Origin of the sequence: Chitinophaga deserti (genome assembly GCF_003149455.1) — a bacterium.
Taxonomy (GTDB): Bacteria; Bacteroidota; Bacteroidia; order Chitinophagales; family Chitinophagaceae; genus Chitinophaga; species Chitinophaga deserti.
Genome location: NZ_QFFK01000004.1, coordinates 371,259 through 383,984 on the forward strand (window position 1 = coordinate 371,259; position 12,726 = coordinate 383,984).

The 12,726-nt window shown below is 50.7% G+C and carries 11 protein-coding genes; 8 read left to right on the forward strand and 3 right to left on the reverse strand.

The genetic code is table 11. The features are described 5' to 3' along the window. Positions 1-68 precede the first annotated feature (68 nt). Both DEV76_RS11310 and DEV76_RS11315 read left to right on the forward strand, forming a co-directional pair. Positions 69-1,865, forward strand: a complete 1,797-nt coding sequence (locus DEV76_RS11310; RefSeq protein ID WP_109698012.1) for an ABC transporter ATP-binding protein — start codon at positions 69-71, stop codon at positions 1,863-1,865. 164 nt (positions 1,866-2,029) lie between these two features. After that, positions 2,030-2,467 (forward strand): DUF3276 family protein, encoded by a 438-nt coding sequence (locus DEV76_RS11315; protein WP_109698013.1) that lies wholly within the window; start codon positions 2,030-2,032, stop codon positions 2,465-2,467. Positions 2,468-3,091: 624 nt separating this feature from the next. Here DEV76_RS11315 and pgi read toward each other — a convergent pair. Both pgi and DEV76_RS11325 read right to left on the reverse strand, forming a co-directional pair. Then, the gene (pgi, locus tag DEV76_RS11320) at positions 3,092-4,720 is read right to left on the reverse strand and encodes a glucose-6-phosphate isomerase (RefSeq protein WP_109698014.1); all 1,629 of its coding nucleotides are present in this window, start codon (positions 4,718-4,720) and stop codon (positions 3,092-3,094) included. A 65-nt stretch (positions 4,721-4,785) separates the two neighbouring features. Then, positions 4,786-5,595, reverse strand: coding sequence for a tryptophan-rich sensory protein (locus DEV76_RS11325; RefSeq protein ID WP_109698015.1), 810 nt, complete (start codon positions 5,593-5,595; stop codon positions 4,786-4,788). 130 nt (positions 5,596-5,725) lie between these two features. On the opposite strand from DEV76_RS11325, the gene prfB reads away from it, so the two are divergent. After that, positions 5,726-6,821, forward strand: a protein-coding gene (gene prfB, locus DEV76_RS11330) for a peptide chain release factor 2 (RefSeq protein ID WP_109698016.1) whose coding sequence is annotated in 2 segments (ribosomal slippage) — positions 5,726-5,785 and positions 5,787-6,821 — 1,095 coding nt in all. Because the reading frame shifts where the segments join, the coding sequence is not laid out codon by codon here. A gap of 49 nt (positions 6,822-6,870) precedes the next feature. Then, the gene (gene pruA / locus DEV76_RS11335) at positions 6,871-8,502 is read left to right on the forward strand and encodes an L-glutamate gamma-semialdehyde dehydrogenase (RefSeq protein ID WP_109698017.1); all 1,632 of its coding nucleotides are present in this window, start codon (positions 6,871-6,873) and stop codon (positions 8,500-8,502) included. A 528-nt stretch (positions 8,503-9,030) separates the two neighbouring features. Here the strand turns inward: pruA and DEV76_RS11340 are convergent. Beyond that, on the reverse strand, positions 9,031-9,543 hold the full coding sequence (locus tag DEV76_RS11340; RefSeq protein ID WP_232826933.1) for a peroxiredoxin: 513 nt from the start codon (positions 9,541-9,543) through the stop codon (positions 9,031-9,033). 105 nt (positions 9,544-9,648) lie between these two features. On the opposite strand from DEV76_RS11340, the gene pyrR reads away from it, so the two are divergent. The 4 genes from pyrR to DEV76_RS11360 all read left to right on the forward strand — a co-directional run bounded on the left by pyrR (position 9,649) and on the right by DEV76_RS11360 (position 12,647). Further along, on the forward strand, positions 9,649-10,179 hold the full coding sequence (pyrR, locus tag DEV76_RS11345; protein ID WP_109698018.1) for a bifunctional pyr operon transcriptional regulator/uracil phosphoribosyltransferase PyrR: 531 nt from the start codon (positions 9,649-9,651) through the stop codon (positions 10,177-10,179). Positions 10,180-10,190: 11 nt separating this feature from the next. Beyond that, a complete protein-coding gene (locus DEV76_RS11350) occupies positions 10,191-11,129 on the forward strand; it encodes an aspartate carbamoyltransferase catalytic subunit (RefSeq protein WP_317048085.1) in 939 nt (312 codons plus the stop codon). Between the two features lie 74 nt (positions 11,130-11,203). Further along, a complete protein-coding gene (locus DEV76_RS11355; protein ID WP_109698020.1) occupies positions 11,204-11,533 on the forward strand; it encodes a DMT family protein in 330 nt (109 codons plus the stop codon). A 13-nt stretch (positions 11,534-11,546) separates the two neighbouring features. Beyond that, positions 11,547-12,647 (forward strand): serine hydrolase domain-containing protein, encoded by a 1,101-nt coding sequence (locus DEV76_RS11360; protein ID WP_109698021.1) that lies wholly within the window; start codon positions 11,547-11,549, stop codon positions 12,645-12,647. Positions 12,648-12,726 lie beyond the last annotated feature (79 nt).

The window sequence follows — 12,726 nt, forward strand, 5'->3', positions numbered from 1 at the left end:
GCCCTGCCGTTCCGGAAAAATGAAAATGATGAGTGTTACTGGTCATTCCCTACATTTGTATAGCTTTTATGAAACACCTTGCAGCTTTAAACAAATACTTCGTTCAATACAAGTGGCGCTTCCTGTTGGGGATGCTGTTCACCTCGGTCTCCATCGTATTCAGCGTTTTCCAGCCCATCCTGGTCCGCCAGATCTTCGACCTGCTGGAGCAGAACCTGAAAAGTTACCGCATGCTGAGCGATACCAGCCTGAAAGGCGCCTTCCGCGCCGTGTTCAGCCAGACCCTGGCATTCTACGGCCTCTCCATTCTCGGCCTGGCACTCCTCAGCGGCTTCTTCATGTACCTCCAGCGCCAGACGCTCATCGTCATGAGCCGCTACATCGAATACGATCTGAAGAACGCCATCTACCAGCAATACCAGCGGATGGATCTGCACTTCTTTAAGCTGAACCGTACGGGCGACCTTATGAGCCGTATCACGGAAGATGTGAGCCGCGTACGGATGTATGTTGGTCCTGCGCTGATGTATGCCACCCGCACCATCATCATGATGGTGATGATCATCTGGCTCATGTGGGCCGTAAACCCCATGCTCACGCTGTATACCCTCAGTCCGCTGCCCCTGCTGGCGCTCACCATTTATTCCGTAAACCGCATCATACATAAGAAAAGCGAACGCATTCAGTCGCAGTTATCGAACATCACATCGGTAGCGCAGGAAAACTATTCCGGCATCCGCGTGATCAAATCGTACGTGCAGGAAGAAGCCTCTGCCGGGCATTTTGAAGAAGCGAGTGAAGCGTATAAACAGAGCAGTATCAGTCTTGCTAAAACCGATGCACTATACCAGCCCGCCATGGCCCTCATGATCGGACTCAGCGTGATCCTTACCATCTTTATCGGCGGTATGCAGGTAATCAGGGGGAACATCACGGTGGGGAACCTGGCGGAGTTTGTACTGTATGTGAACATGCTGACTTTCCCGTTCTTCAGTATCGGCTGGGTAGCTTCCATGATACAACGGGCGGCCGCTTCGCAGCAGCGTATCAACGAGTTCCTGTTACTGGAACCTCAGATCCGGAATGCGCCCGATGCCAGGGAAGTGAAGCTGGGCGGGGATATACGCCTGAACAATGTGAGCTTTACGTATCCGCATACCGGTATACAGGCATTGAAGAATTTCACCCTGCATATTAAACCCGGCCAGAAGATAGCCGTGATAGGCCGTACCGGTTCGGGTAAAACCACGCTGGCGCAGTTACTGCTCCGGATGTACGACCCGCAGGAAGGCGCTATCCAGATAGACGGAAATAACATCCGCGAGCTGAAGCTGAACAGCTTACGTGAACAGATCTCTTACGTACCGCAGGATGTGTTCCTGTTTTCCGATACTATCGCCAACAACATCCGATTCGGGGAGCCGACCGCTAATGACGAAGCGGTGCAACAGGCAGCGCGGCAGGCATCCGTAGAAAAGGATATCCTGGGCTTTCCGGAAGGTTTCCAGACGGTAGTGGGAGAGAGAGGGGTAACGCTGAGCGGAGGGCAGAAACAACGCGTATCCATTGCCAGGGCGCTTATCCGTAAGCCCAATATCCTGCTGTTTGATGATTGTCTTTCTGCGGTAGACGCCCGTACGGAAAAGGAGATTATCGGTAACCTGTATGCCTACCTGAAGGATAAAACTGCCATTATCATTACCCACCGCATCTTTTCACTCTTTACGTTCGACAAGATCATTGTGCTGGACGAAGGGCGGATTGCAGAAATGGGTACGCATGAAGAATTAATGGCAAAAAACGGCTATTACGCAGAGCTGTATGCGCGTCAGCAAACAGGTGAAGAAGAACGTGTAAGTGAGTAATTTTCACAGGGTTGTAAACTGCTGTAATGCCCTCCTGCGCGGAATATAAGATGAATTTTGAAAATCATTTAAAAATATTTTGATATTTGTAAAACAATAGTATATTTGTTGATTATTGATCACTCAAACAGGATTTGATTCGTTAACACTTAAATCTATCAACTGTGGCGTACGAAAACAACAATCAACAGGAAAGAAACAATGACAGCATCTTTTCCAAGAGATTGAAAGCGGGCAAAAGGAGAACTTATTTCTTTGATGTAAAAACCACGCGCGGAAACGACTACTTTCTCACTATCACAGAAAGCAAGAAACGTTTCAACGATAATGGCTACGACAGGCATAAAGTATTCCTGTACAAAGAAGACTTCAATAAGTTCCTCAATGCCCTTACTGAAACTATCAACTACGTAAAAACCGAGTTGATGCCCGATTTTGACTTTGATGCTTACAATCACGACTATTCCGACTCCCGTGAAGACGAGCAGGACACCGATGCCCAGGAAGCCGTTGCCGCTGTTCGTTCCGAAGTAGCCGCCGCTGCAGCTACCGCAGAAGCAGAAGCACCAGCTCCTTCTTCTGAAGACGTGGACAAATGGTAGTTTCTTTTTCTTCTCTCCCTGTCAACGATAAAGAAATTTCACCTCCGCAATTCGCGGAGGTTTTTTTATGCCTTAAAGCAGGGTTACTGAAGGGTTAAAGAAGGGTAAAAGAAGGGTTAATGTATATAAAACGTACTCAAACCCAATACAGTGATGGAAAAGCACCCCTTTTATATACATTAAGTACCATTACACCTACTATTCCTTTACACCTCTTTTAAGCTCCTTTTACTACCTATTAACACAAATACCCCCTGGGATTCTCCGAGGCCGTTATTCGAATCCCAAATGCCGTTCCTGACACATTTGTTTGCATACTGGAATGAGTTGGCTGGCAAACATCCTCTCCTTCATTCTCCGGCAGCCCGGAAAGAATACGGTAAACCGGATACATTTCCGATACAAAGCTTAGCGGTTAACGTGGTGCCCCCGAGGCCGTTACTTCAATAAAAAACGCCGTTTCTGACGCGTTTTTTTGTATCTATTGATGAACCTGCCGGCAGGGGAGTACTTGATCAATTTCCGGTAGCACGTGGGAAAGACGGTTAACCCATTGCTCACCCGGCTCAAAACAAAACGGCGGCCGGGGATCCCCGGCCGCCGTTATAAATATTAAAAACGCCGTTATTGACGCATTTGCTTGTATTCGTTTATCAAACCATTGGTAGATGAATCGTGCGAAGTCACTTCTTCATTCTCCAGCAGCTCGGGCAGAATGCGGTTAGCCAGCTGCTTACCCAGCTCAACACCCCATTGATCGAAGCTGTAAATGTTCCAGATAACACCCTGCACAAAGATCTTATGCTCGTACAAAGCCGTGAGCATACCCAGCGTGCGCGGCGTGATCTGTTTGATAAGGAACGAGTTGGTAGGACGGTTACCACTAAACACCTTGAAAGGCACCAGCTCTTTCGCAGTACCTTCGGCTACCACTTCTTCCTCCGTTTTCCCGTTCATCAGCGCCTCCGTTTGTGCAAAGAAGTTAGACAGCAGCTTGGGATGATGATCGCCAACAGGATTGTGGCTGATGGCCGGTGCAATGAAATCGCAGGGGATCATCTTGGTACCCTGGTGAATGAGTTGGTAGAAAGCGTGCTGGCCGTTTGTACCGGGCTCGCCCCATACAATAGGGCCCGTCTGCCATTCTACCGACTTGCCGTTGCGGGCTACAGACTTACCGTTACTTTCCATATTCCCCTGCTGGAAATAAGCCGCAAAGCGGTGCATGTATTGGTCGTAGGGAAGGATGGCTTCGGAAGCGGAATCGAAGAAGTTACCATACCACAGGCCAATAAGCGCCATGAGTACGGGGATGTTATCTTCCAGCGGCGTGTCTTTGAAATGCTGGTCGGCCGCATGGGCGCCACCGAGAAGGTCGCGGAAGTTATTATACCCCACGGTTAATGCGATCGACAGTCCGATAGCGGACCACAGCGAGTAACGGCCGCCTACCCAGTCCCAGAAAGCGAACATATTCTTAGGATCGATACCGAATGCGGTGACTGCTTTCTCGTTGGTAGAGAGGGCAGCGAAGTGGAGGGCGATGTCTTTTTCACTGCCGCCATTGGCCAGGAACCACTCGCGCGCGGTATGTGCGTTGGTCATGGTTTCCTGTGTGGTGAAGGTTTTGGAGGCGATGAGGAACAGCGTTTCGTCGGCCTTCACTTTCTTCAGTGTTTCCACGATATGGGTACCGTCTACATTGGATACGAAGTAAGGCTGGATGCCTTCTACCCAGTAGGGCTTCAGGGCTTCGGTCACCATTACGGGTCCGAGGTCTGAACCGCCGATACCGATGTTTACGATATAACGGATCTTTTTGCCGGAATAGCCTTTCCACTCACCGGAGTGGATGCGGCGGCAGCAGTCTTCCATCTGCGCCAGCACGGCATTTACTTCGGGCATAACGTCTTTCCCGTCGAGCATAACGGGTGTACCGGAAAGGTTACGGAGCGCAGTGTGGAGCACCGCGCGGTTTTCGGTGACGTTGATTTTTTCAGCGGCGAACATTGCAGTGCGCGCTTCTTCCAGTCCGCATTCCTTTGCCAGCTCTACGAGGTGGTGGAGGGTGAGGCCTGTTATGATGTTTTTAGAGAAATCGAACAGAATGTCTTCCAGCCGCAGCGAAAACTCCTTAAAACGGTCGGGGTTTCCGGCGAAGAGGTCGCGCATGGGCGTTTCACGCATTAATACGGCGTGGGCTTCTAATTCCTGCCAGGCATGTGTGGCGTCGGGCTGTACGTTTGGGAACATGATACGGGCTTTTAATTTGATGCGCTCAAAAGTACGGCGCGGGATCGATAGTTGGGGAGGTTTTATCAAACAAGACTGCGCTTTCTCAGCAGCTGCATGATAACAGACAGGGCCAGCACCGCCATAATTATGGTGCCCGCAGCCACGATGGGAGGGGAGTCTGAACTGGCAACGGCATCCCGCTTGAGGATAATACCGTAGAATGCCCATATACCGGCAATTCCGTACCAGATGTTATTGAAACGGAAGATCATGAAGAGGCCGGCCAATGTGCCAAGCATCATGCAGATGATGGTCCAGTACACTCCGCCAACGCCGTAGCCCGTCCACCCCATAGCCACGCCAAGGGCGGTGATATTGGCCAGCAGGGCAATAGTGATCCATCCGAAATAAATGCCGAAAGGGAAGAAGATAAAAGCTTTCTCTGCCAGGGACGCATCGGGATCTGCGATCCTGAAGCGGGCATGGATGCGGGCAAGGGTGAAGAGGATGAATGCCATGATGAGGACAGACAGCCAAATCAGGTCGTAATGCCATGCGAAGAGCCAGCAGGCATTACCAAGACAGTTCAGCAGGAACCACCGGCCCATACACGTCATTACACGGGACAGTTCCGCATCATGATTAGGAGCAAAGGCAAGCCAGAGCTGGTAGCCTGCAAAGGCGAGTAAACCGAGGTAAATAATACTCCATATACTGAATGTAATACCCGCAGGGGTAAAAAGATTCGGGTAACTGTCAGACACTTCACCGGTAGTGCGGCCATTCAGCGTTGCAGTGTTAGCCATTACATTTACACCGATAACCACCAAAAGGGCTATCAGATTGAAGAAGGCCTGCTGCCGGTAGTGAAGTATGCTCGTGCGGGTTTCCATGCGGTAGGGTTTAGAATGACAATCTCGCGCAAAAATCTTTCCAAACTTAATTTACGCATTAAAAATGAATTGATTAGCCAACGATTTCCATTTTCGTATTTCGTTAATAATAATTTATCTTTGCGGACTTATGACAACAGAACAAGTTAAGCATATGAGGGACCGTCTCTACGTCCTGGGAGGTTTTCTTTAACGTCCAGGACCGTATTGACAAAATAGAAAATGATAAGCAAATGACCCTGTCTCCCGGCTTCTGGGACGACAACGAAAGGGCGACCGCCATCCTCAAAGAAATCAAGGTTAACAAATTTTGGGTAGACCTCCACGATGCAGTTAAAAATGCCATCGAGGACAGCGCCGTATTGCTGGACTTCCAGAAAGAAGGCGAGGCTACCGAGGAAGAAGTAAACCAGGCTTATGCCAATGCCCTTACGGCTTTGGACGAGCTGGAGTTTAAATCTACCCTCAACCAGCCGGAAGACGAGATGCCGGCCGTGCTCACCATTAACTCGGGAGCAGGCGGTACAGAAAGCCAGGACTGGGCTGAGATGCTTTTGAGGATGTATCGCATGTACGGAGAAAAGCAGGGCTGGAAAGTCAGTGAAATCGACGTGCAGTATGGCGACGGTGCAGGTATCAAATCTGCCACCCTCGAATTCGACGGGGATTTCGCATACGGACTGCTCAAAGCGGAAAGTGGTGTTCACCGGCTCGTTCGTATCTCACCCTTCGATTCCAATGCCCGCAGGCATACCTCCTTCGCATCCGTTTTCGTTTACCCGCTGGTAGATGATACGATTGAAGTAACGGTGAACCCTGCAGACCTGGAATGGGAGTTTTACCGCTCCGGTGGTAAAGGCGGTCAGAACGTGAATAAGGTGGAAACCGCGGTACGTTTGAAGCACATCCCTTCCGGTATCATTATCGAATGTCAGCAGGCACGTACGCAGGGGGAGAACCGTGAAAAGGCGCTCACCATGCTGAAATCCAGGCTGTATGAAGAAGAGATCCGGCGCCGTGAAGAACTGAAGAACGCTACCAACGCCAACAAGCGCAAAATCGAGTGGGGTTCCCAGATCCGTTCCTACGTGTTCCATCCTTACAAAATGATCAAAGATCACCGTACAGATTTCGAAGTCGGCAACGTTGGACCAGTAATGGACGGCGACCTCGGCGGGTTCATCAAGGCTTACCTCATGATGCAGAAAGAAGACGAAAAAGGCTGACACCAGGCCTTCGTGAACAATATTGATAACCGAAACAACAATCTAAGCCATGCATAACGCTTATTTTGACTTTGCAGCACCAACCAACGAGCCGGTTCTTACTTACGGTCCCGGCACCCCCGAGAAAGCAGCACTGAAAAAACAGCTCGCCGCATTCAAAGCCGTGGAAATGGATATTCCCATGTACATCGGCGGTAAGGAAGTGCGCAGCGGCAAAACGGTGGATATCCGTCCCCCGCACGAGATCAAACATAAACTGGGTCATTTCCACGCAGGAGATGCCAGCCATGTTAAAGAAGCGATCGCATCCGCACTGGCAGCACGCCAGCAATGGGCCGATACTCCCTGGGAACAGCGCGCCGCCATCTTCCTGAAAGCTGCCGAGCTCCTCGCCACCAGGTACCGCGCACATACCAATGCCGTTACCATGCTGGGCCAGAGCAAGAACGCCTACCAGGCAGAGATCGACTCCGCCTGCGAACTGATCGACTTCCTCCGCTTTAACGTGCACTACCTCACCGAGATCTACCGCCAGCAACCCGTTAGCTCTCCCGGCGTGCACAACCGTATGGAATACCGTCCCCTCGAAGGATTCGTACTCGCGGTTACTCCCTTTAACTTCTCCGCCATCGGCGGTAACCTGCCCACTTCCGCCGCCATGTGCGGTAACGTAGTGGTTTGGAAACCCGCTAATACAGCCGTTTACCACGCCAGCTTCTTCATGAAAGTACTCATCGAAGCAGGTCTGCCAGACGGTGTTATCAACCTCGTGTATGCAGACGGGCCTACCATCGGCGACATCTGCTTTGCACATCCCGACTTTGCAGGCATTCACTTCACCGGTTCTACCGGCGTGTTCCAGACCATGTGGAAGACTATCGGCAACAACATTTCCAAATACAAGACCTATCCCCGCATTGTTGGTGAAACAGGCGGTAAAGATTTTGTACTCGTACACAAATCTGCGGATGTTGACGCTGTGGTTACCGGTCTTGCCCGCGGTGCTTTCGAGTTCCAGGGTCAGAAATGTTCCGCTGCTTCCCGCGCTTACCTCCCCAGCAATATTGCTGAAGAGATCAAGACGAAGCTGGCAGCAGAGCTGAAGACCATGAAAATGGGTACTACGGAAGACTTTACCAACTTCATCAATGCCGTGATCGACGAGCGTTCTTTCGACAAGATCGCTACCTATATCGATAATGCGAAGAAAGACCCCAAAGCGAAAATCGTTGCGGGTGGTAACTATTCCAAAGCAGAAGGCTACTTTATTGAGCCTACTGTTATCGAGGCACTCGATCCTAAATATGTGACCATGTGCGAAGAGATCTTCGGCCCTGTGCTCACTATTTACACGTATGATGCGGACAAGTTCGAAGAAGCCATTGAACTGGTAGATGGTACGAGCGAATACGCCCTTACCGGCGCCATCTTCTCGCAAGACCGCTACGCGCTTGAGCTGGCTACCAAGAAACTGGTGAACGCCGCAGGCAACTTCTACCTGAACGATAAACCTACCGGTGCGGTAGTAGGGCAGCAGCCATTCGGTGGTGCCCGTGCTTCCGGAACCAACGATAAGGCCGGCTCTCAGCTGAACCTGTACCGCTGGCTCAGCGCTCGTACCGTGAAGGAAACACTCGTTTCTCCCACAGATTACCGCTACCCCTTCCTGAAGGAAGCGTAGTATGGCATACATCTTACACGAAAGCCGCCCCAAAAGGGCGGCTTTTTTTATGGCGCTGGCATAAATTATTCAGCAATAGAAGACAACCGTTGCTTTGTCATACAGGGTGAGAATTATTATAACAAATTCATTATCAAACCATAATAACTACGGGATAACCCGGTCTGTTATCCCTCCGCCAGCAATGACCATGGGCTGCAGGTTAGTTATATACTCCTGAAAATCTCCACCTCAAGTGCGCATCAAGTCCACATCAAGTCCATCTTTTGTCCGGGGTTAATGGCTGGTTCCCTTGTAGTTTCCTCGTACATGCCCCGTAGATACTACATAGATATTAACAGGATAACTACTTGTAATAAGCTTATAACTCCTCTTTCGTCTCTCTTAATACTGCCTGTTACCCCTGAAAAGGCTCCTGCAAAAGCACTTTCATTCCTGCCGGTTTAACCGTAAATCCCTGAATTACATACGGGGTATAAAAAAAGCGCCCCATGCGGAGCGCTTCTTCCAAATTTCGTACTGTAAGATTTACAGCTTCTTTATCGCTGCGAGCGATTCCTCCACGTGCTGCGTTGCCTGGCTCATGGAATTGAACTGGTGAACTACGGTGCCTTTACGGTCGAGCACGTAAGTGACACGGCCGGGAAGCATCATGGTTTTGGGAACACCGAATAGCTTGCGCACTTCGTTTTTCTCATCTGCCAGCAGGGTGAAGGGGAGGTTATGCTTCAAAGCGAATTTCTTGTGCGATTTTACATCGTCTGAACTGATGCCTACCACGGTTGCGCCCGCATCGGTAAATGCGGAGAAGCTGTCGCGGAAAGTACAGGCCTCTTTGGTACAGCCCGGCGTATCATCTTTCGGATAGAAATATACCACCACAGGCCCTTTGGCCAGAGCATCCGCCAGGCGGAAGGTATGGTTATCCTGATCCTGGAGAGAGAAGTCGGGTACGGTTTCACCGTTTTTGATCTGGCCCTGGGAATCGGAAAAAAGGCCGAACAGCGCGAAAGTAAGGAGCATGGTTTTAATGATTTTCATGGCCGAAACGATTTACCCGTCAAATGTACGTTAACCACCCGCTTCGGCAATCATTTTTTATTCCGGTCCTTCATCCTTACTTTTGACTTTTAAATTTCATTTCATTTGAAATCAATACTGACAGACCGGCAACTGGCGATTACGATCGAAAGGCTGAGCCACCAGCTGGTGGAGAACCACCTGGACTTCCGGGACACGGTGGTGATCGGGCTTCAGCCGAGGGGCATCTTTTTGTCGGACCGCATCTACCGCCACCTCCAGGCGCTGGTGCCCTCCGCCAATATTCCCTATGGCAAACTGGACATCACTTTTTACCGCGACGACTACAACAGCGGTAAAACCCTGCATCTCCCCAATGAAACCGACATGGATTTTTCCATCGACAATAAACGGGTGATCCTGATCGATGACGTGCTGTACACCGGCCGTACCATCCGTTCCGCCATGGATGCCATGCTGGATTTCGGAAGGCCCGCCAAAGTGGAGCTTTGCGTGCTGATCGACCGCAGATTCAGCCGTGAACTGCCCATACAGCCCGATTATACCGGCCGTACGATCGACGCGATTATTACCGAGCGCGTAAAAGTGCTCTGGAATGAACGCGATGGTAAAGACGAAGTTGTGCTGATAGCATAAAACCCATATATTTGCACCTTAGAATGTCACTGTCTGTTAAACATCTGCTGGGTATACGTGAACTGACACGTCAGGATATAGAGCTCGTATTTCAAACTGCTGATCAATTCAAGGAAGTATTGCAGCGCCCGATCAAGAAAGTACCTACCTTGCGGGATACCACCATCGTTAATGTATTTTTCGAAAACTCAACGCGAACGCGGCTCTCTTTTGAGCTGGCGGAAAAGCGCCTGGGTGCCGATGTCATGAACTTCTCCGCTTCGGGATCTTCCGTTTCCAAAGGAGAAACCCTCATCGATACCGTTAACAACATCCTGTCCATGAAAGTGGATATGGTGGTGATGCGGCACTCGGCTACAGGAGCGCCTCACTTCCTCGCAAAACACATTAACGTTCCAATCGTAAACGCCGGCGACGGTATCAATGAGCATCCCACACAGGCCCTGCTCGATGCCTTCTCCATCCGCGAACGGCTGGGCAGCGTGGAAGGCAAAAAGATCGCTATCTGTGGCGATATCATGCACTCCCGCGTAGCACTCTCCAACATCTACTGCCTGAAGAAACTGGGCGCTGAGGTAACCGTGGTTGGTCCGCCTACGCTGATCCCCAAACACATCGGCAACGCCCTCGGCGTAAACGTATCTTACGATATCAAAGAAACGCTGAAATGGGCAGATGTGGCCAACGTGCTCCGCATCCAGCTGGAACGCCAGAACATGCCCCTGTTCTCCACCCTGCGCGAATACTCCCTCGCTTACGGGGTGAACCGCAAGCTGCTGGACAGTCTTGGTAAAGACATCGTGATCATGCACCCCGGACCCATCAACCGCGGCGTGGAGCTTAGCTCCGACGTGGCAGATTCCGGCCAGAGCATCATCCTCGACCAGGTAGAAAACGGGGTAGCTACCCGCATGGCCGTCCTCTACCTGCTGGCTAAAAAAGAGAATTAATACCGTTCAAAATATTCTTACACGCTCCCGGCTCCGCCGGGAGTTTTTTTATTCCTAAAACAGTAAATTAGGGCATGCGTACCATTTTACTCCTGCTTGTTTCCAACGTATTCATGACGTTTGCCTGGTATGGCCATCTGAAAGACACGAGCGTACCGCTCTGGAAGGTAATTCTCGTGAGCTGGGGCATCGCCTTTTTCGAATACTGTTTCATGGTGCCCGCCAACCGGATGGGGTACCTGGACGGGTTCAATGGTTTTCAGCTGAAAATGGTGCAGGAAGTGATCACCCTCACCGTGTTCTGCGTATTTGCGGTGATCTGGCTGAAAGAGCCCTTACGCTGGAATTATCTCATCTCTTTTTCACTGCTTCTCGGAGCCGTGTACTTCATGTTCAAGAAATAATAAATCCCGTCCCATGCTTCGCGTGTTATTCACCGCTTTTCTCGCCCTTCCGGCACTGGGTGCCCTTTGCCAGCAATCCAACAACCCCATGAAAACCCCGCTCGACCGTAAAGTGGATTCGCTTGTGCGTGCCGCTTTTACGCAGAAGAAATGCGTGGGGCTCATGATAGGGGTGATCGACGGCAATAAAACCTACACCTATGCCTATGGGGAAACCGCTATAGGCAACGGTCAGCTGCCCAATAACAATACCATCTTCCAGATAGGCTCCCTCACCAAAACATTCACCGGCATCCTGCTGGCGGATCAGATCGTGCGCGGTAAGGTGAAAGGGGAGGATCTCATCTCGAAATATGTACCGGACACGGTTAAACTGAACTGGTTCGAAGGCAAGCCGGTTACCCTGCTCATGCTGTCTAACCACACTTCTGCTATTCCGCGCTGGGAGCCGGTCATGAAATATCCCGGCTTTTCGGCCCAACAGCCATATGGCCACTTCGGACTGCCCCAGCTATATGATTTCCTGAACCAATACAAGCCCACAGAAGCCCCCGGCGTGAAGTATGCTTATTCCAACATCGCCGCAGGCCTTTTAGGGCAGCTGCTGGCGCGTAATGAAGGTATTTCGTACTGGGAGTTGCTGAATAAAACCATCCTCCGGCCGCTTAAGATGAAACATACCGGTATCACGCTGGATGGCAATCAGAAAGATGGAATGGCGCAGGGGTATAACATGGGCCGCAAAACGGAACAGCCCTGGGTACTGAGCGCATTAACGCCGGCCGGAGGGATCACCTCCAACCTGACGGACATGCTGCGGTATGCCAGCGCCAATATCAACCCCGGCAAGGGCAAACTGGGTGATGCCATATTGCTGAGCCATGAGGAAACCTTTAAGGACAAATCCGCCAGGATGGGCATGGGCTGGCATATCATTACCGGCAATGGGCATACCGTGGTGAACCATGGCGGCCAGACCGGCGGATTCAATTCCCATATCACCATCGAACGCGCAGGACAAAAAGCCGTGGTCATATTATCCAATCTGGCTGCAGATAACGGGATAGGCTGGCCACTGCAGGCGTACCTGATGAAACAAAAGACTGATAAATAGACCATTACGGGAAGCAGGATTTAATCCACCAGCGGCAACCCAAATGCTTATATAATCCCTATTTTTGACGACTGACAAA

Bases quoted from the DNA above. Each gene is read 5' to 3' on its own strand.
- DEV76_RS11310 (WP_109698012.1), top strand. From the start codon at position 69: ATGAAACACCTTGCAGCTTTAAACAAATACTTCGTTCAATACAAGTGG.
- pgi (WP_109698014.1), bottom strand. From the start codon at position 4,720: ATGTTCCCAAACGTACAGCCCGACGCCACACATGCCTGGCAGGAATTA.
- DEV76_RS11325 (WP_109698015.1), bottom strand. From the start codon at position 5,595: ATGGAAACCCGCACGAGCATACTTCACTACCGGCAGCAGGCCTTCTTC.
- pruA (WP_109698017.1), top strand. From the start codon at position 6,871: ATGCATAACGCTTATTTTGACTTTGCAGCACCAACCAACGAGCCGGTT.
- DEV76_RS11340 (WP_232826933.1), bottom strand. From the start codon at position 9,543: ATGAAAATCATTAAAACCATGCTCCTTACTTTCGCGCTGTTCGGCCTT.
- DEV76_RS11355 (WP_109698020.1), top strand. From the start codon at position 11,204: ATGCGTACCATTTTACTCCTGCTTGTTTCCAACGTATTCATGACGTTT.
- DEV76_RS11360 (WP_109698021.1), top strand. From the start codon at position 11,547: ATGCTTCGCGTGTTATTCACCGCTTTTCTCGCCCTTCCGGCACTGGGT.